Source organism: Cellulomonas sp. PhB150, assembly GCF_003755175.1.
Taxonomy (GTDB): domain Bacteria; phylum Actinomycetota; class Actinomycetes; order Actinomycetales; family Cellulomonadaceae; genus Cellulomonas.
The window spans coordinates 24713-43915 of sequence record NZ_RKHX01000005.1; the positions used below are offsets into that span (position 1 = coordinate 24713).

The 19203-nt window shown below is 71.5% G+C and carries 16 protein-coding genes, 1 tRNA gene and 1 pseudogene; 14 read left to right on the top strand and 4 right to left on the bottom strand.

The window, feature by feature from the left end; genetic code table 11:
* The first annotated feature begins 99 nt into the window (after positions 1-99).
* Entirely contained in the window at positions 100-1809 is a 1710-nt protein-coding gene (locus tag EDF34_RS15475) for an ABC transporter ATP-binding protein (RefSeq protein ID WP_123372652.1), read from the top strand.
* Positions 1810-1825: 16 nt separating this feature from the next.
* On the opposite strand, the gene EDF34_RS15480 is transcribed toward EDF34_RS15475, so the two are convergent.
* Entirely contained in the window at positions 1826-2395 is a 570-nt protein-coding gene (locus EDF34_RS15480; protein ID WP_123372423.1) for an isochorismatase family protein, read from the bottom strand.
* A gap of 44 nt (positions 2396-2439) precedes the next feature.
* On the opposite strand from EDF34_RS15480, the gene EDF34_RS15485 reads away from it, so the two are divergent.
* From EDF34_RS15485 to EDF34_RS15525, 10 genes and pseudogenes are all read left to right on the top strand, one after another.
* The gene (locus tag EDF34_RS15485) at positions 2440-3558 is read left to right on the top strand and encodes a sorbosone dehydrogenase family protein (RefSeq protein WP_123372424.1); all 1119 of its coding nucleotides are present in this window, start codon (positions 2440-2442) and stop codon (positions 3556-3558) included.
* Between the two features lie 298 nt (positions 3559-3856).
* A complete protein-coding gene (locus EDF34_RS15490) occupies positions 3857-4723 on the top strand; it encodes an endonuclease domain-containing protein (protein WP_123372425.1) in 867 nt (288 codons plus the stop codon).
* A gap of 158 nt (positions 4724-4881) precedes the next feature.
* The gene (metG, locus tag EDF34_RS15495; RefSeq protein WP_123372426.1) at positions 4882-6666 is read left to right on the top strand and encodes a methionine--tRNA ligase; all 1785 of its coding nucleotides are present in this window, start codon (positions 4882-4884) and stop codon (positions 6664-6666) included.
* 3 nt (positions 6667-6669) lie between these two features.
* Complete coding sequence (locus EDF34_RS15500; RefSeq protein ID WP_123372427.1) at positions 6670-7599, top strand: TatD family hydrolase; 930 nt, start codon at positions 6670-6672, stop codon at positions 7597-7599.
* Positions 7600-7743: 144 nt separating this feature from the next.
* The gene (locus EDF34_RS15505) at positions 7744-8943 is read left to right on the top strand and encodes a ubiquitin-like domain-containing protein (protein WP_233575420.1); all 1200 of its coding nucleotides are present in this window, start codon (positions 7744-7746) and stop codon (positions 8941-8943) included.
* 381 nt (positions 8944-9324) lie between these two features.
* Positions 9325-10440, top strand: coding sequence for a resuscitation-promoting factor (locus EDF34_RS15510; protein ID WP_233575421.1), 1116 nt, complete (start codon positions 9325-9327; stop codon positions 10438-10440).
* A 76-nt stretch (positions 10441-10516) separates the two neighbouring features.
* Positions 10517-11437 (top strand): 16S rRNA (adenine(1518)-N(6)/adenine(1519)-N(6))-dimethyltransferase RsmA, encoded by a 921-nt coding sequence (gene rsmA / locus EDF34_RS15515; protein ID WP_123372429.1) that lies wholly within the window; start codon positions 10517-10519, stop codon positions 11435-11437.
* Positions 11434-12372, top strand: a complete 939-nt coding sequence (locus EDF34_RS15520; protein WP_123372430.1) for a 4-(cytidine 5'-diphospho)-2-C-methyl-D-erythritol kinase — start codon at positions 11434-11436, stop codon at positions 12370-12372. The genes rsmA and EDF34_RS15520 overlap by 4 nt, the downstream gene beginning before the upstream one ends.
* 199 nt (positions 12373-12571) lie before the next feature.
* Positions 12572-13037, top strand: a pseudogene (locus tag EDF34_RS18035) (ATP-binding cassette domain-containing protein); the annotation flags it as partial.
* A 2-nt stretch (positions 13038-13039) separates the two neighbouring features.
* On the top strand, positions 13040-14374 hold the full coding sequence (locus EDF34_RS15525) for an ABC-F family ATP-binding cassette domain-containing protein (protein ID WP_370450090.1): 1335 nt from the start codon (positions 13040-13042) through the stop codon (positions 14372-14374).
* Here the strand turns inward: EDF34_RS15525 and EDF34_RS15530 are convergent, their stop codons facing one another.
* Both EDF34_RS15530 and EDF34_RS15535 read right to left on the bottom strand, forming a co-directional pair.
* A complete protein-coding gene (locus tag EDF34_RS15530) occupies positions 14375-14881 on the bottom strand; it encodes a MarR family winged helix-turn-helix transcriptional regulator (RefSeq protein ID WP_123372432.1) in 507 nt (168 codons plus the stop codon). It lies immediately after the preceding gene.
* A gap of 41 nt (positions 14882-14922) precedes the next feature.
* Positions 14923-15522: a TetR/AcrR family transcriptional regulator gene (locus EDF34_RS15535; RefSeq protein ID WP_123372654.1), complete on the bottom strand. Its 600-nt coding sequence runs from the start codon at positions 15520-15522 to the stop codon at positions 14923-14925.
* A gap of 118 nt (positions 15523-15640) precedes the next feature.
* Here EDF34_RS15535 and EDF34_RS15540 point away from each other — a divergent pair.
* The 3 genes from EDF34_RS15540 to EDF34_RS15550 all read left to right on the top strand — a co-directional run bounded on the left by EDF34_RS15540 (position 15641) and on the right by EDF34_RS15550 (position 17659).
* A tRNA-Gln gene (locus EDF34_RS15540) sits at positions 15641-15712 on the top strand.
* Between the two features lie 490 nt (positions 15713-16202).
* The gene (locus EDF34_RS15545) at positions 16203-16715 is read left to right on the top strand and encodes a hypothetical protein (RefSeq protein WP_148076657.1); all 513 of its coding nucleotides are present in this window, start codon (positions 16203-16205) and stop codon (positions 16713-16715) included.
* Between the two features lie 2 nt (positions 16716-16717).
* Positions 16718-17659 carry a hypothetical protein gene (locus EDF34_RS15550; RefSeq protein WP_123372434.1) on the top strand — a complete coding sequence of 314 codons (942 nt, stop codon included), beginning with the start codon at positions 16718-16720 and terminating at the stop codon, positions 17657-17659.
* A 287-nt stretch (positions 17660-17946) separates the two neighbouring features.
* On the opposite strand, the gene EDF34_RS15555 is transcribed toward EDF34_RS15550, so the two are convergent.
* Positions 17947-18693 carry a hypothetical protein gene (locus EDF34_RS15555; RefSeq protein ID WP_123372435.1) on the bottom strand — a complete coding sequence of 249 codons (747 nt, stop codon included), beginning with the start codon at positions 18691-18693 and terminating at the stop codon, positions 17947-17949.
* Between the last annotated feature and the right edge of the window lie 510 nt (positions 18694-19203).

Below are 19203 nucleotides of genomic sequence, written 5' to 3' on the forward strand. Positions count from 1 at the left end.
TGGGACCGCGCGCCGTCGAATCGTTACGATGGAGCGGTGACCCAGCCCCCTGCCGACGACATCTACGACGGCGCCCACCCCGTCCGCACGCTCGCGCGCATGTTCCGCGGCCAGGGCGGCCGACTGGCGATCGCGACCGTGTCGTTCACGGTCAAGCACAGCCCGATCTGGATCATCCCGCTGCTGACCGCCAACGTCATCGACGTGGTCGTCGAGCACCGCCCGCTGCACGAGCTGTGGGTCAACGCCGCGCTCATGGCGCTGCTCATCGCGCAGAACCTGCCGCTGCACCAGGTCTACGTGCGGATGCTGTCCCTCTCGGTGCGCACGGTCGAGACGAACCTGCGGATGGCGCTCTCGCGGCGGCTGCAGGAGCTGTCCATCGGGTACCACCGTCGCGTGAGTGCCGGTGTGCTGCAGGCCAAGATCGTGCGCGACGTGGAGAACGTCGTCGAGAGCTCCCGGCAGGCGTTCGACTCCGGGATGGCCGCGATCACGACCCTCGTCGGCGCGATCGTCATCACGGCGATCAAGGTCCCGGAGTTCCTCCCGGTTTACGCGCTCGCGGTGCCGGCCGCCGCGGCCCTCGTCGTCTCGATGCGCCGGCGGATGTCGGTGCGCAACGCCGCGTTCCGCGCCGAGGTGGAGAACATGTCCGCCCGCGTCTCGGAGATGACCCACCTCATCCCGATCACCCGCGCGCACGCCCTCGAGCGCAACGAGCTCGACCGGATGGGCGCGACGCTCGTCGGCGTCCGCAACGCCGGCATCCGGCTGGACAGGACGAACGGCTGGTTCGGCTCGCTGTCGTGGATCCTCATGCAGCTGCTGTCGGTCGGCTGCCTGATCGGCGCCGCGTGGGTCGCGTGGAGCGGGATGTTCGGCATGACGGCCGGTGACGTCACGATGCTCTCGTCGTACTTCGTCGCCCTCACCGCGTCCGTCACCGCCCTGATGAGCCTGATGCCGATCATCTCCAAGGGGCTGGAGTCGGTGAAGTCCATGAGCGAGGTGCTCAGCGAGCGCGACATCGAGCGCAACCACGGCAAGGCGTCCGTGGACGCGGTGCGCGGCGAGGTGCAGTTCGAGGGCGTGCGGTTCGCGTACGACGACGCGCCCGACGAGATCGCGATCGACGGCCTCGACCTGCACGTGCGGCCGGGCGAGACCGTGGCGCTCGTCGGGCCGTCCGGCTCCGGCAAGTCGACGGTCCTCAACATGGTGATCGGCTTCCTGTCCCCGAGCGGCGGGCGGCTCACGCTCGACGGGCGCGACATGGCCGAGCTCGACCTGCGCACGTACCGCCGGTTCCTCGCGGTGGTGCCGCAGGAGTCGCTGCTGTTCGAGGGGTCGATCCGCGACAACGTCACCTACGGCAGCGCGGACCTCTCGGACGCCGACGTGCTCTCGGCCCTGCGCGACGCCAACGCGATGGACTTCGTCGACCAGATGGGCGGCCTGGACGCGGTCATCGGCGAGCGCGGGGCGCGGCTGTCCGGCGGGCAGCGCCAGCGGCTGGCGATCGCCCGCGCCCTGGTTCGTGACCCGCGGGTCCTCGTGCTCGACGAGGCGACGTCCGCCCTGGACAACGCCTCGGAGCGGCTGGTCCAGGAGGCGCTCGGGCGGCTGATGCGGGGGCGGACCACGTTCGTCGTCGCGCACCGCCTCTCGACGATCCGGGGCGCCGACCGGATCGCGGTCATGCGGCACGGGCAGCTCGTCGAGATCGGCTCGCACGCCGAGCTCATGGCCGCCGACGGCGCGTACGCCGAGCTCGAGCGGCTCGCGTCCGGACCCGTCTCGGCCTGAGCCGCCGGGCCGCTGCCTAGGACGTCGCGAGCTCGACGCCCGCGGTCCGCAGCTCGTCGCGAGCGGCGGCCCCGAGCTCGGGGGTGACGGGCACGGTGAGGTCGGTCAGGACGCGCGTGGCCAGCCCGAGCTCGAGGGCGTCGAGGGCGGTCGCCTTCACGCAGTGCGACTCCGCGATCCCGACGACGTCGACCGCCGCGATGCCCGCGCCCTCGAGGATCTGCGCGAGCGCGCGCCCTTCGGCGTCGACGCCCTCGAAGCCCGAGTACGCCGCGGCGTAGGCGCCCTTCCGGACGCTCGCGTCGGGGCCGAGCTCCGCGAGCGCGGGGTGCAGCTCGGCCTCGGCGGTGCCCGCGACGCCGTGCGGCGGCCACGTGTCGACGAAGTCGGGGGTCTCGCTGAAGTGCGCGCCCGGGTCCACGTGCCAGTCCTGGGTGGTGACGACGAGGTCGTACTCGCCGCGGTGCGCGGCGGCGTACTCCGCGATCGCGCGCGCCACGTCGTTGCCTCCCGGGACGGCGAGCGCGCCGCCCTCGCAGAAGGTCGGCTGGACGTCGACGACGAGGAGGGCCCGGTGATCCGTCATCGGCCCAGCGTTGCACGGGTCCGCCGGTCGTGTTGGGGTGGGGCATGACGCGCGCGCGGATCGTCCTGGTGGTGGCCGTCGCCCTGCTCGCTGGCTGCTCGGGCGGGGGAGAGCCGGAGTCGTCGGGCTCGTCCCTGCCGCCGTCTTCTCCCGCCGCTCCGCCCTCGTCGGACCCGACCGTCTCCGTCACCGCGCAGGACGACGTCGCCACCGGTCTGCCCGCGCCGTGGGGGATCGCGTTCCTGCCGTCGGGCGACGCGGTGGTGACCCTGCGCGACGAGAAGCGGCTCGTGCTCGTCTCGTCGTCCGGCGCCGTGACCGAGGTGACCGGCCCGGGCGCCGACCAGCTCGACGACCTCGTGGTCCCGGGCGGCGAGGGCGGCCTGCTCGGAGTCGCGGTGCTCGGCTCGTCCGGCGACGCCGTCGACCTCGCACTCTACGCGACTGCGGCGGACGACAACCGCGTCCTGCGCGCCACGCTCACAGGCAACTCCCTCGGCGAGGTCCGGCCGATCCTCACCGGCATCGCCAAGGCGAACAACCACGACGGCGGCCGCCTCGCCGTCGGCCCCGACGGTTTCCTCTACGTCACCAGCGGCGACGCGACCGACACGGCGAACGCCCAGGACCCCGACTCGCTCAACGGCAAGATCCTGCGGATCACGGTCGACGGCGACCCCGCTCCCGGCAACCCGACCGAGGGCTCGCCGGTGTGGAGCCTCGGGCACCGCAACCCGCAGGGCCTGGGCTGGGCCGCCGACGGGCGGATGTTCGCCGCCGAGTTCGGCCAGAACACCTGGGACGAGCTCAACGTCATCGAGCCCGGCTCGAACTACGGCTGGCCGACCGTCGAGGGCGAGGCCGGCGAGGACGGCTTCGTCGACCCGGTCGCGCAGTGGTCCACCGCCGACGCGTCCCCGAGCGGCCTGGCCGTGACCGCCGACGCGGTCTACCTGGCGGCGCTGCGCGGCGAGCGGCTCTGGCGGGTCCCGCTCACGGCGGACGGGGTCGGCACCCCGCAGCAGCTGCTCACCGACCTGGGCCGCCTGCGCGCCGTGGCCGTGGCGCCCGACGACTCGCTGTGGGTGCTGACCAACAACACCGACGGCCGCGGCACCCCGCGCGCCGGCGACGACCGCATCGTCCGCCTCACCCTCGGCTGACCCGCCGGCCCGCCGGCCGCCCGACCTGCCGGCCCGCGCGGGAGCCCGCGCCCGCGCCCGCGCCCTCGCCAACGGTCCCGCATCGCGGATCGGCGCGCACCTGGCCCGAGGTAGCCGCACTTGTGAGTGGTGTTGCCTCCTGCGACCCAAATCGGCCTCATCCGGCCACTCCCGTACCAAGTGCGGCTACCTCGGGCCGTCGTGCCGAGGCGACCACAGCCCACCCCGGCCGGAGGGACGTCCACAGAACCGGGTCGTGGGCCGCCCACGCTGCTGGCCGACCTGCCGGAATCGCGTCATGACGAACGTGACTGCTCATCGGCTTCGAGAACTGGGCGGCGCCGCCCAGTTGCAGGACCTCGGCCGGGTGGCCGGTGCCCGTGCGGCACTGCGGGCGGCGGTGGCCAGTGGGCGAGTCGTGCGCCCGGCCCGGGGCGTCTACGCCCTCGCAGACGCCGACCGGGTCGCGATCGCGGCCGCGACGCACTGCGCGACGATCGCCTGCATCTCTGCGGTCGAGCGGTTCGGGATCGCGGTCCTCGAGCCGTCGCGCACCCCGCATCTGGCCGTGCCGCGGGACCGGGGCCGCAGCGAGTCGCTCGTCCGGTCGGCTCAGGACGTGGTGCTGCACCGCGAGGCCTGGGCGAGGTCGGGTCCTCTGGAAGGCGTCGTGGTGGCCCCGCTCGACGAGGCTCTTGCCCGGATGCTGCTGTGCTGCTCGGCGGAGGCCGCGCTCGTCTCGATCGACGACGCGCTGCATCGTGGCCGCACGACGACGGCCAGGATCGCCGCGGCACTGCCGAGCACCGCGCCGGTGTGGGCGCGCGTGGTGCTCGGGCGCGCGGACGGTCGAAGCATGTCCCCGCTGGAGACGTTGACCCGGCTTGCCCTGCGCGCCGCTGGGCTGGTGGTGGAACCTGGTCCGCTCGTGCCGCGGGTGGGCTACGTGGACCTGATCGTCGCCGGTCGAGTGGTCGTCGAGCTCGACGGGTACGAGTTCCACAGCGGCCGCATCCAGTTCCAGGACGACCGCCGGCGGGACCGCGAGCTGGTCGCGCAGGGATACGTCGTCCTTCGCTTCACGTACACCGACGTGACGCATGACATGGCGGGCGTCGTCGCCGCCGTCAAGGCGGCCTGCGCGCGGCTGACAAGCCCGAGGTAGCCGCACTTGTGACTGGAGTTGCCTCCTGGGGCGCCCGAGAGCCCCAGGAGCGGTCACCAGTCACAAGTGCGGCTAGGTCGGGCCGATGGGCGACCAGCCACGCGGACGGCAGGTGGGCGGAGGGGGAGTCGCGGCGCCCGGGCACCTAGGATCGGCGCATGTCTCGCATCCTGTCCGCCGTCGCGTGGCCCTACGCGAACGGCCCCCGCCACATCGGTCACGTCGCCGGCTTCGGCGTCCCCTCGGACGTCTTCTCCCGCTACATGCGCATGGCCGGTCACGACGTGCTGATGGTGTCCGGCACCGACGAGCACGGGACGCCAATCCTGGTGCAGGCGGAGCAGGAGGGCGTGGGCCCGCAGGAGCTCGCGGACCGCTACAACCGCGTCATCGTCGAGGACCTCGCGCAGCTGGGCCTGAGCTACGACCTGTTCACGCGCACCACCACGCGCAACCACTACGCCGTGGTGCAGGAGATGTTCCGCACGGTGCACAAGAACGGGTACATGGTCGAGCAGTCGACCATGGGCGCGATCAGCCCGAGCACGGGCCGCACGCTGCCCGACCGCTACATCGAGGGCACGTGCCCCATCTGCGGGTACGACGGCGCTCGCGGCGACCAGTGCGACAACTGCGGCAACCAGCTCGACGCGATCGACCTCATCAACCCGCACAGCCGGATCAACGGCGAGAAGCCGAAGTTCGTCGAGTCGACGCACTTCTTCCTCGACCTGCCCGCGTTCGCGAGCGCGCTCGAGGCGTGGCTCAAGGGCCGGCAGGGCTGGCGCCCCAACGTGCTGAAGTTCTCCCTCAACCTCATCGACGACATGCGCCCCCGGGCCATGACGCGGGACATCGACTGGGGCATCCCGGTGCCGCTGCCCGGCTGGGAGGAGAACCCGAACAAGCGCCTGTACGTCTGGTTCGACGCGGTGATCGGCTACCTCTCGGCCAGCATCGAGTGGGCACGGCGCTCGGGCGACGACGACGCGTGGCGCCCGTTCTGGAACGACCCCGAGGCCCTGAGCTACTACTTCATGGGCAAGGACAACATCACGTTCCACTCCCAGATCTGGCCCGCCGAGCTCATGGGCTACGACGGCCGGGGGAACAAGGGCGGCGCGCCCGGCCCGTACGGGACGCTGCAGCTGCCGACCGAGGTCGTCTCGAGCGAGTACCTCAACGTGGCCGGCCAGCAGTTCAGCTCGTCGCGCGGCGTGGTCATCTACGTGCGCGACATGCTCGCGCGCTACCAGCCCGACGCGCTGCGGTACTACCTGTCCGTGGCCGGGCCGGAGACGCAGGACGTCGACTTCACCTGGGCCGAGTTCAAGCGGCGCACCAACGACGAGCTCGTCGCGGGCTGGGGCAACCTGGTCAACCGCACGGCGAGCATGATCGCCAAGAACTTCGGCGAGATCCCGGCCGCCGGTGAGCTGCAGCCGGTGGACCACGGGCTGCTCGCGACGACCGGCGCGGCGTTCGGGTCCGTCGGCGACCTGCTCGGCGGGCACCGCAACCGTGCGGCGATCGGCGAGGCGATGCGGGTGGTCCAGGAGGCCAACCGCTACATCTCCGAGACCGAGCCGTGGAAGCTGACCGGCGACCGCGAGCGGCTGGGCACGGTGCTCAACACCGCCGCGCAGGCCGTCTCGGACGCCAACACGCTGCTCGCGCCGTTCCTGCCGTTCGCGGCGCAGAAGGTGCACGAGACCTTCGGTCGCACGGGCACGTTCGCGCCGCAGCCGCGGATCGACGAGGTCACGGACCTGGACGACGAGTCCCGGCACTACCCGATCATCACGGGCGACTACTCGGCGACGCCGCGGTTCGCGTCGGTGCCGGTCGTGGCCGGGACGCCCGTGGCCAAGCCGGTGCCGGTGTTCACCAAGCTCGACGACGACATCGTCGAGCAGGAGATCGAACGCGCGAAGAACGCCTGACCCGTGGCCCGCACGCGCGAGCGCGGCTGGCCGCCCGCCCCGGACGCCCTCCCGGTCCCGGTCGTCGACAACCACACCCACCTCGACTCGGTCGTGGAGTGGGTGGCCGACGGCTGGGAGCCGGGGGCGCCGGCGGGGACGACGACGATCGCGCAGCACCTGGAGCGAGCGGCGGCCGTCGGCGTGACGCGGATGGTCCAGGTCGGCTGCGACCTGGACGCCGTGCACTGGACCGACGAGGTCGTCCGTGCGCATCCCCAGCTGCTGGGGGCCGTCGCGATCCATCCCAACGAAGCCGTCCTGCACGCGGGGGTGCGCGAGATCGCGCCCGACGAGCTCGAGCCCGACCCGCAGCCGCGGCACGCGACCCAGCTCGACGACGCCATCGACACCGTCATGAGCATCGCCCGGGCGAACCCCCGCATCCGGGCGATCGGCGAGACCGGCCTCGACTACTTCCGCGCAGGACCGCAGGGCCGCGCGGTCCAGCGCGACGCGTTCCGCGCGCACGTCGCGCTCGCCAAGGAGCTCGGCCTCGCGCTGCAGATCCACGACCGTGACGCGCACGACGACGTCGTCGACGTCCTGCTCAACGACGGTGCCCCGGAGCGGACCGTCTTCCACTGCTTCAGCGGCGGCCCGGACCTGGCCCGGATCGCCCGGGAGCAGGGCTGGTACGCGAGCTTCGCCGGCCCGGTCAGCTTCGGCGCGAACGACGAGCTGCGCGCGGCGCTCGGCGAGCTGCCCCCGGAGCTCGTCCTCGTCGAGACCGACGCCCCGTACCTCACGGTGCACCCGTTCCGCGGCCGCCCCAACGCGCCGTACCTGCTGCCGGGCACGGTGCGCACCGTCGCCGAGGTGACCGGGCGGGACCTGGAGGCGGTCTGCACGCAGATCGCGCGGAACTCCGAGGCCGTCTACGGGCCCTGGTGAACCGACACGCCGCACGACACGCCGGGCAGCCGGGTGAGGGATCCCCAGGGTGTCCGTTCTGCGGTTCCGGGGCTCATCACGGATCGGTTACGGTCTGACGATGCCAGTCGCGGGACCACCCGCGAGACCGACGAGAGGACCGGCGTGACGGACGGCGAGCAGGGCGCGGCGACGCGCCGGAGCGCGCCTCGTCGACGCCTCGGTCGCATCGTCGCCCAGGCCTCCGTGCTGGCGGTCGTCGCCGGTGCCACGAGCGCCTTCGCCGTCATGCACAAGCAGGTCACCGTCGACGTCGACGGCCAGCAGGTGCAGGTCGAGGGCTTCGGTCGGACCGTCGGCGCGGTGCTCGCGGGCGCCAAGATCCAGGTCGGCGACGGCGACCTCGTCGCACCCGGCCTGCACGACAGCGTCGCCCAGGGCGAGCAGATCGTCGTCCGGCACGGCCGCGACCTGAAGCTCGTCGTCGACGGCGAGCCGCAGACGGTCTGGACCACGGCGCTGACCGTGGGCGAGGCGGTCGAGGGCCTGGGCCTGCGCGACGGGGACGTGCGCCTGTCGGCGAGCCGGTCGGAGCCGCTGGGTCGCGACGCGCTGCGGGTGTCGACCGAGAAGACGATCCACCTCGCGGTCGACGGCCAGGTCATCGACGGCGTGAGCAGCGCGGCCACCGTGCGCGACGCGCTCAAGGACATCGGGCTGGTGCTCGACGAGGGCGACGAGGTGTCGGTCCCGCTCGACGCGACCGCGGTCGACGGCCTCGTCGTGCTGGTCACGCGCGCGGCCACCGACGCCGAGACCCGCACCGAGGCCGTGAAGTTCAAGGTCGAGGAGATCGACGACCCGGGCCTGGCCAAGGGCACCAAGGTGGTCGTGACCAAGGGCAAGGCCGGCATCCGCACCACCACGTACCAGCTCGACACGGTCGGCGGCGTGGTCACGGACCGTCAGGCCGTCTCGTCGGTCGTCACCACCGAGCCCGTGACCCAGGTGGTCCACGTCGGCACGATGGTGCTGCCGGACCCGAGCGACATCCACGTCTCGCCGGGCAGTGCGCAGGCCATCGCCCGGGACCTGGCGGCCGCGCGCGGGTGGGGCGACGACCAGTTCGCCTGCCTGGTCACGCTCTGGAAGCACGAGAGCGGCTGGCGCATCAACGCCGAGAACAAGTCGTCGGGCGCCTACGGCATCCCGCAGGCGCTGCCGGGCACCAAGATGGCCTCCGTCGGTGCGGACTGGCGCACGAACCCCGCCACCCAGATCACTTGGGGGCTCGGCTACATCAAGAACCGGTACAAGACGCCCTGCGGGGCCTGGGCTTCTTTCCAGTCCCAGGGCTGGTACTGACCGTCCCTTTACCAGGGCGCCGACCCGAGGGGTTGGCAACCCGATCACGATTCGGTTACGGTCGCGTGTCGCTCCGGACGAACCGGCCCTGATCGGGTTGGCCGGAGCGAACGGCGCCGGGCTGTGTCCCGGACGCCGAGACGGCCGGATCGGGGATCCGGGACCGACGGGGACGCCTCCCTCCAGGCGTCCGCTGGCCAGCAGCACCGGCCGCCGCCGGGTGTGCCGGGAACGGCACGCGCTCCGCCCCCCGTGCCCGGGCACCTCGACGGCTGGAGCCCCGTGCAGTTCACGACCCGCATCCTTGGACCCCTCGCGCGCAACCGCAGCGCACACGCAGAAGCGGGGGGCCGTCGATCCGGTCGTCGCGTCCTGCCCGTCGTGGCAGGCGCCACGGTGCTCGTCCTCGCCGGCGGCACCGCCGCCTACGCCCACGCGCACAAGACCGTCTCCCTCGACGTGGACGGCCAGGTGCAGCACGTCAGCACGTTCGCCGGCTCCGTCGACGCGCTGCTCGCGGACCAGGGTGTGCAGGTCGGCACCCGGGACACGGTCTCCGCGACCGGCGCGCTGGGTGAGGGCCAGGACGTCGTCGTGCGTCACGCCCACCAGATCACCGTCGCCCGCGACGGCGTGAACGACACCGTGTGGACCACGGCGCTGACCGCCGACGAGGCGCTCGACACCCTCGCCGCGCGCGACGCCAGCGTCTCGTTGGTCGCCTCCCGCAGCTCGGGCGGTCGCGCCGAGCTGCCGCTGGACCTCGTCCTGCACGGCTCGGTCGACGTGCTCGTCGACGGCAAGACCCTCACGGGCCAGGATGCCGACGTCTCCGTCGGCCAGGTGCTCGGCGAGCTCGGCGTCACGCTCGAGCCCCTGGACCGCGTCGCGGTGCAGCAGGGCGACACGGGCCGGGTGCAGGTCGTCGTCAACCGCGTCGTCGTCGACGAGAAGAAGACGACCAAGAAGCTCTCGTTCGACTCGAGCACGAAGAAGGACTCGTCGGCCTACGTCGGCACCAAGAAGGTCACGACCGAGGGCAAGAAGGGCACGCGGACCATCGTCACGCGCGTCACGACCGTCGACGGCAAGGTCACCGACAAGGTCAAGCTCTCCGACAAGGTCACGAAGAAGCCGGTCGACGAGGTCATCACGGTCGGCACCAAGGAGCGTCCCGTCGTGAAGACGACGACCTCCTCGAGCTCGGGCTCGGGCTCGTCGGGCAAGTCCGGACCGATCAAGGCGGGGGGCAAGGCCGACGACCTCAACTGGGCCGCGCTGGCCAAGTGCGAGTCGGGCGGCAACCCGCGCGTCGTCTCCTCGAACGGGCTGTACCACGGCCTCTACCAGTTCTCGGTGGGCACGTGGCGCGGGGTCGGTGGCTCGGGACTGCCGTCGCAGGCGTCGTCCTCCGAGCAGACCGCACGCGCCAAGATGCTCTACAACCGCTCGGGCGCCGGTCAGTGGCCCGTGTGCGGGAAGAACCTGTTCTCCTGACCTGACGCCTCGACGCCCGCCCACCCCGAGCAGGGGTGCGGCGGGCGTCGTCGTCCGCTGCCCTAGGCTCGTGCGCATGTCGACGACCGCCCTGCTCGGGCCCACGGAGATCCGTGAGCTGGCCGCCCGGGCTGGGATCCGCCCCACCAAGCAGCTCGGGCAGAACTTCGTGCTCGACGGCGGGACGGTCCGCAAGATCGTCCGCCAGGCCGACGTCGCTGCAGGTGACCGCGTCGTGGAGGTCGGGCCCGGGCTCGGCTCGCTGACGCTCGGGCTGCTCGAGGTCGGCGCCGACGTCACGGCCGTCGAGATCGACCCCGTGCTGGCGCGGCTCCTGCCGGAGACCGTCTCGCGGCACGTCGAGGGCCTCACGACGAGCACCGAGGGCGACGTGGTCGTCCTGCGGGACGAGACCGGTCGCGCTCGCCTCACCCTCGTCACCGCCGACGCGCTGACGGTCACCGAGCTGCCCGGCGAGCAGCCCGTGGCCTTCGTCGCGAACCTGCCCTACAACGTCTCCGTGCCGGTGCTGCTCACGTTCCTCGAGCGGTTCGGCACCATCGAGCGTGGCCTGGTCATGGTGCAGGCCGAGGTCGCCGACCGGCTGGCCGCACCCCCGGGCAGCCGCACGTACGGCATCCCCTCGGCCAAGACCGCCTGGTACGCCGACGCGCGCCGGACCTCGACGATCGGGCGGTCGGTCTTCTGGCCCGCCCCCAACGTCGACTCCGCCCTCGTGCGCTTCGACCGCCGCGAGCCCCCGACGACCACCGCGAGCCGCACCGAGGTGTTCGCGGTCGTCGACGCCGCGTTCGCGCAGCGCCGCAAGATGCTCCGCTCGGCCCTCTCGTCGCTCGCCGGGTCGGCCGATGCGGCGGTCGCCGCGCTCGAGGCCGCGGGCGTGGACCCGCAGGCCAGGGGCGAACGTGTAGACATCGTGGGGTTCGCCCGGATCGCGGAGCACCTGGTGGGTGGCTCTGGCAGGGTGGACGCGTGACGTTGACCCCCGTGGAGCCCCTGCCCGAGCACGAGGTGCGGGTGCGAGCCCCCGGCAAGATCAACCTGTCGCTGCGCGTCGGCGCCCGCGAGGCCGACGGCTACCACCCGCTGACCACGGTCTTCCAGGCGGTCTCGATCTACGAGGAGGTCGTCGCGACCCCGTCCGACGAGCGCACGCTGACGGTCTCGGGCGTGCAGGCGCACCTGGTCCCGACCGACGCGAGCAACCTGGCGCTCAAGGCCGTGGAGGTCCTCGCGCGGCACACGGGCATCGACGACGGCGTCCACCTGCACCTCGACAAGGGAGTGCCGGTCGCTGGCGGCATGGCGGGCGGCTCGGCGGATGCAGCGGCGGCCCTCGTCGCGTGCGACGCGCTGTGGCACACCGGGCTGAGCCGGCCCGAGCTCATCGAGCTCGCCGCCGACGTCGGCGCGGACGTCGCCTTCATCCTCATGGGCCACACCGCGGTCGGGCAGGGGCGCGGGCACCTGCTCACGCCCGCGCTGACCCGCGGCGAGTTCCACTGGGCGTTCGCCGTCCAGGACCGCGGGCTGTCGACGGCCGCGGTGTACGACGCGTTCGACGAGCTGCACGGCGGCTCGCCCGGTGCGCCCGACCCCGAGCTCGACGTCCCGCTCATGCAGGCCCTGCGCGCCGGCGACCCCCGCGCGCTGGGGGAGGCGCTGCACAACGACCTGCAGCTCGCCTCCCTCGAGCTCGACCCCCTGCTCGCCGAGCCGCTGTCCGTCGCGACCGACGCCGGCGCGCTGGGCGTCGTGGTGTCCGGCTCCGGGCCGACGGTCGCCGCCCTGGCCCGCAACCGCCAGCACGCGCTGGCCCTGGCCGCGTCGTTCACCGCGTCGGGGGTCGCGGACCGGGTGCTGACGGCGACGGGCCCGGTCGTCGGCGCCCGGATCATCTCTGCGGAGTAGCCCCCTGCCCGCCGGGTAGTCGATCCGGCGACGGGTCGCCGGTTGCAACCGCCTACCTGTCGCCGAACCGTCGACCGCGCGCCTTCGGCTCGCCGATTCCGCATCGCCTCGCCGGATGTGATCGGCGAGCCGATGACGAATCGGCGAGCCGATGGCCCGGACGAGCGGAGCGCGGCGGGCGGGTAGCCTCGGTGGCCTCATGGCTCACCTGCTCGGCGCGGACCGCGTCACCCTCACGCTCGGCACGCGGACCCTCCTCGACGAGGTCAGCCTCGGCCTCGACGACGGCCAGCGCATCGGCGTCGTCGGCCCCAACGGCGCCGGCAAGTCGACCCTGCTCCGCGTCCTGTCCGGGATCCAGGCGCCCGACGACGGCCGCGTCACCCGCTCGGGCGGCACGCGGATCGCCGTCCTCGAGCAGCGCGACGACCTCGGCACCGGGACGGTGCTCGCGCACATCCACGGCAGCGCCGACGAGTACGAGTGGGCGGCCGACCCCCGCATCCGCCAGGTCCACGACGGCCTGCTCCCGGACGTCGACATGACCGCCGACGTCTCGACCCTCTCGGGCGGCCAGCGCCGCCGCGTCGCCCTCGCGGCGCTGCTGGTGCGCGACGACGAGGTCCTCGTGCTCGACGAGCCGACCAACCACCTCGACGTCGAGGGCGTGGCCTGGCTCGCCAACCACCTGTCCGACCGCTACCGCGGCAACAACGGCGCCCTGGTGGTCGTCACGCACGACCGCTGGTTCCTCGACGCGGTCTGCACCCGCACGTGGGAGGTGCACGACGGCGTCGTCGAGCAGTACGAGGGCGGCTACGCGGCGTACGTGCTGGCCCGCGCCGAGCGCGCGCGCACCGCGTCGGCCACCGAGGAGAAGCGGCAGAACCTGCTCCGCAAGGAGCTCGCCTGGCTGCGCCGCGGCGCCCCCGCACGCACGTCCAAGCCGAAGTTCCGCATCGACGCCGCCAACGCGCTCATCGAGAACGAGCCGCCGCCGCGCGACCGCATGGAGCTCGACCGGATGGCGACGGCCCGCCTGGGCAAGGACGTGCTCGACGTCGAGGACGTGACCCTCACGTTCGGCGAGCGCACGCTTCTCGACGACGTCACGTGGCGGATCGGCCCCGGCGACCGGATCGGCCTGGTCGGCGTCAACGGCGCCGGCAAGACGAGCCTGCTGCGCCTGCTGTCCGGCCGGCTCGAGCCGACGACCGGTCGGGTCAAGCGCGGCAAGACCGTGCAGATCGCCGAGCTGCGCCAGGACGTCGAGGACCTCGACGAGCTCGCGCACCTGCGCGTCGTCGAGGTGATCGAGTCCGAGAAGCGCTCGGTCGTCGTCGGCGGCAAGGAGCTCACCGCGGCGCAGCTCGTCGAGCGGCTCGGGTTCACGCGCGAGCGCTCGCGCACACCGGTGCGCGACCTGTCGGGCGGCGAGCGACGCCGGCTGCAGCTGCTGCGCCTGCTCGTCGGCGAGCCCAACGTGCTGCTGCTCGACGAGCCCACCAACGACCTCGACACCGACACCCTGGCCGCGCTGGAGGACCTGCTCGACGGCTGGCCCGGCACGCTCATCGTCGTCTCGCACGACCGCTACCTGCTCGAGCGCGTGTGCGACAAGCAGGTGGCCCTGCTCGGCGACGGTGCACTGCGCGAGCTGCCCGGCGGCGTGGAGCAGTACCTGGACCTGCGCCGCGACGCGCTCGCGCTGCCCGCGCCTGCACCCCGGTCCGCGCCCGGCGCCTCACCCGCGGCGACCGCCGCCGCACCGACCGAGCAGGCGTCCGCCGCCGACGTCCGCGCCGCCCGCAAGGAGGTCGGCCGCATCGAGCGCCGGCTGTCCAAGATCGCCGAGCTCGAGGCGCGGGTGCACGACAAGATGGCGGCGCAGGCGACGGACCACGTCGCCGTCGCGGCGCTCGATGCCGAGCTGCGCGCGCTGGCCGACGAGAAGGACGAGCTCGAGGCCGCCTGGCTGGAGGCCGCGGAGATCGCGGGCTGATCAGCTCGCGTCGAAGGGGGTGACCAGCTCGCGCAGCAGCGCGGCGAGCTGGTCGCGGTCCTCGTCGGCCAGGCCGCCGAGCAGCCCGCGCTCCACGTCGAGCAGGTCGGAGAAGGCGGCGTCTACCCGCTCGAGCCCGGCGGCGGTGAGCTGCACGAGCACCCCGCGCCGGTCGTCGGGCGAGGGCAGGCGCTCGACCAGCCCGTGCTCGGCGAGGCGGTCGATGCGGTTGGTCATCGTGCCGCTGGTCACCAGGGTCTGGTTGAGCAGGACGCCGGGGGACAGGCGGTAGGGGGCTCCCGCGCGGCGCAGGGCCGACAGCACGTCGAACTCCCACGTCTCGAGGTGGTGACGGGCGAACGCGCCGCGCCGGGCCAGGTCCAGGTGGCGGGCGAGCCGGCTCACGCGGGACAGCACCTCGAGCGGGCGGACGTCCAGGTCCGGGCGCTCGCGCTGCCAGGCGTGCACGATGCGATCGACCTCGTCGCGCACGTCGTCGGGAGCCATGCGGCCGAGATTACTCGACGTCGAGACACATGCGAGGGACCTCAGTCCGCCTTGGTGAGCTGCGGGCGCCGCTCGAGGCCGGACAGGCCGTTCCACGCGAGGTTGACCAGGTGGGCGGCGACCTCGGACTTGCCGGGCCGGCGTGCGTCGAGCCACCACTGCCCGGTGAGGGCGACCATGCCGACGAGCATCTGCGCGTAGATCGGCGCGGCCTTGGGGTCCTGGCCCTGCTTCTTGAACTGGTCGGCCAGCAGGTGCTCCACCTGGCTCGCGACGTCGCCGATCAGGGAGGAGAACGTGCCGGTCGCCTGGGCGACGGGGGAGTCGCGCACGAGGATGCGGAAGCCGGACTCGGACGTCTCGATGTAGGTGAGCAGCGCTAGCGCGGTCCGCTCGACGAGCACCTTGGGGTGTCCGCCGCCCTCGAGCGCACCCGTGAGCGCGCCGGTCAGGGCCTGGATCTCCCGGTCGACGACGACCGCGTAGATCCCCTCCTTGCCGCCGAAGTGCTCGTACACGACGGGCTTGGAGACCTCCGCGCGCACGGCGATCTCCTCGACGCTGGTGCCGTCGAACCCCTTCTCTGCGAAGAGCAGGCGCGAGACCTCGAGCAGCTGCGCCCGGCGCTGCGTGCCGGTCATGCGCGAACGGGGGACGCGCTTGGTCTCGGGAGCCACGCGCCCATCATGCCGTGCGCGCGTCGTCGGGGATCCGTGGCCTGGCAGACTGGACCGCCGACGAGTGCTGGCCGCTCGTCGTTCCGCCCTGGTGTAACGGCAGCACGCCGGCCTTTGGAGCCGTGCAGTTCAGGTTCGAATCCTGAGGGCGGAGCCCGAGAGGGGTCGCAGCCACTTCGGGTGCGAGGTCGCAGCGCAGTTTTGCGATCTGACCTGCAGGTTCGCTAGCGTCGATCGCCTGAGCGGCGAGTCTGCGGGTCCGCTTGTTTCGGGCGGCTGTGGCCCCAGCCGGGATCTCCAACCTCGCTCATGTGTCGACTCACGAACGACGACGGCGCGCGGATCTGGTCGCGTCGTACGGCGTTGAGTCAGCGCGTGTCGGTGGTCAGGAGAAGACTTGCGGACGAGGAGGCGCGACGAATGAGGCACGGGCAGCGAGTTGCGAATGGTTTGTGTGAGATCGCTTGTGGCAGAACATCACTAGGTATCGCGTTCGCGCACCTTGTTGTGGGTTCTGAAGTGGTCCGCACGCACCGCGGTGTCACGATAAGATCGGCGACTGTCCGAGCACAGCGGAGTGCGCGGCAAGTAACGGACGGGCCGGTGCGCGTCACTCGGTAGGCCCGGTGCGAGGGGAAATCTTGGTGGTCCGGCTCCTGTTGCTTACGAGTTCTTACACGCCGCTGTTTGTGCTATTGGTGATCCGCTTCGAGGACCGGGCGCTCCAGATCGGGTGCGCGATCATCGCTGCGCTTGGTCTGGTCGCAGCAGGAGTCCTGATCCGCGCGCAGGGCGACGAAGCAGGCAGCCCGATGGAGTTGGCGGAGGTCCGAAACGAAGGCGGTCAGGTCGCCGCGTACCTGGCGACGTACCTGCTGCCCTTTCTGACGGTGTCAGCGCCCACTGGCCGGGACGTCATCGCCTACGTCGGGTTCCTCGTCGTTACCGGTGCAATCTTGTGGCGAGCGAACGCCCTCCAGGTCAACCCCCTTCTTGCGCTACTACGTTTCCGCCTCTTCGAAGTTGTGGGTGACGGTGGCTTGCCGTGGCGCGGCTTCCTTTTGTCATCAAAGCCGATCATTCCCGGAACGCGATGCACTGTCGTTGACGTCGCGCCCGGCTTGCGCCGCGTGAAGTCGATCGAACCGGAGGAGTGACGATGGCCTACTACACGAGCCTGGACGATCTAGACCCGGACGCGAGCGTCGACCTTGTGGTTGGTTGGCGTTCGCCGACGAACTACCACCTGCGGCGCGTGCGCTTGTCCGAAACCGTTGCAGACGAGTTCCGAGGTGTCATCGCGCGTGTGAAGGATTCGGTCCGGCATCGCGAACGCGAGTCGTGGACGCCCGAGGTTGACGTCTCACCCGAGACGGTCCTGGTTTTGCCGTTGTCCGACGTGGGGCCGCAGCCGCCCGTCACGCGTGAGCACCGCCCGTTGACGTTCTTGGACGCTTTGCAGCGCGCCGCTGATCTTCCGGTGGTGACACCGCACGACCTTCCAGCGGCGTCGTTGACCTTCTACGCGTTCGTGTCCGGCAACGACACAACCGGCCGCACAGTCCTCCTACGGCGTGTGAACCCGCAACGATCGTTGCGTGGCGGGCGGATGCTGACCGTGTATCGCGACGTCTTGAGGGAGATCGACGGCCCCGTCTTCGGGTTCGACGAGACGATCGACCTCGTCGTGCACGGTGAAGAGCTATTCATCCTCAGCCAAGTCGCGTTCGCGGCGATCTTTCGCGACAACCAGAGCCTCGCGGCAAGGGCGCCGCAATGGGTGGCAGACATTCGGTCGTGCGTCACCATCACCGACGAGGGCGTCTCTCGGCTCGTTGTACGCGCCCTGCGCGACACCAGGCTGCTGGGCCGGCTCGAAGCGATCGTGCACCGCGGACACCTCACGTCGGTAACGCCGCAGGCATTGCGCAGCGCCATGATCGGGTACGGGCTGCCGGCCGACGACCTGGTCGACGCGAGCGGCGCCCTCGTGCTCGATGACGCTGACATTCCCGTGATGCTTCAGTTCCTGAACGAGGACCTTTTTGTCGGGGGTCTGTCGAACACGCCCTTCCGCGCTGATCGAAAGCACTCACGCTGAGGCATGTCGTCGGAATGTCGTCGCGTCCAGCTTCCTATCCGGCGCGGTGCCGCCGGAGCTCACAGGCGCCCACGGGGCTCGCCTTCGCGAGCTCGGCCGGCCAGAACAGTTCCATTCGATGCGGGATAACGAAATGACGGACATGCACGAAGTGCATAGGGCACCTGTCGTGTCCTGCAGGCAGTACAGCCGGTAGTGCGTCCGGTTCGGAGGGCCGTCTAGCCGGATCTCGAACCAGCCGGTCATCGAGTCGTGCATCGCTTCCCACACGCCGCCGCCAGAGAAGCTCATCGGGGGTGCGGCCGCAAGCGGCCATCGCGCCCCTGACCCCTGGGTAGCTGGGCAGACGAAGGGCTGAGCCGATACGGCACGCACGGTATGGGCGTGGACACCGGCCGCTGCATGAAGTCGCGACCCGTTCGTGCGAGCCGGAGGCTCCACGCTCTGTGAAGACTTCGTAACGGAGAAGAAGTCGCACGGCGAACCTTCAGACCAGAACGACCCGTTGACCGCGCGTAGGAGCGGCGGAGGCAACACTGGTCGCGGACTGCCTTATATCCGCCGAAAGAGTCAAATGTGGCGTCCTGCAGCTCATCGCGGGACACCCTGTAATCCTCGGCGTCGACCGCCGTCTCGACTTCCGAGGAGCGAAGCGGCGTCAAGCTGACCACATCGACGATCTCGCGACCGTCGCGAAGAGCGACCGTGTTGCCTACCGCGACGTCAACGAGTACCTGGTCGGCGGCGATCGTTCGCAGTTGCAGGCCGACCTCTACGACGGTTTGAGTATCGTCGGTCAGCCGGATGACACCAAGTTCCTTCGCGTCGAGCCATGCATCGGGCGGCGCCGCCTCGATTGTGCCGTCGTTGTGCAGGAAGAAGACGTCGCCGCGCTTCACTGAACCTTCGTAGTCGCCGAGTGTGAGCTTGTGGGTGGTGCCGTTCATCACGACGACGAAGACGCTGGCGCCCTCGTCAAGGATGCTCAACACCCGCGCCAGCGTGCCGGCTTCCAGGTCGGCGGTGGCACTCATCGCGAGATGCCGTTAGCCGAGCAGTTGACAGCGGATGTGTCGGCTCCTGATTGCATGCGTGTCGGGCTCCCCGTCGAGGACGTCGTGCTGTTGAGTGGCGCAACGCCGCCAAATGTAGCCGCGAGGAGCGGCGCCCATGACGCTCGCGTCGCCCACTAGCCGCACGCCACCGGACCGGCCCTCGGCGGGGAAGCCGCCCAGACCCTCGCGGGTCTCGCCTAGGCCGACGCTGGCGTCTCGAGATGGGGCAGCTCGCTTGCGTGCGGCGGCTCCGTTGGGACGTGCCCCTGGTTCGCCTCCCGAGGACGTCGAGGCATTGACGTATGCCGTTCATGTTGAGTCATCTCCTGCGCGCCGCGACTGACCGCGTTGCGCAGGCGGCGCGCGCCCGCCGTCGTGCCATTGGTAGAAGCGGGGGCGTTAGCGCAGCACTCTCGCCGACGCGCGCCCTCATGTAGCGCAGGGGTCCCCCGTGCTGAGTAGGTGGCTAGGCTCGCGATGCGCAGCGCC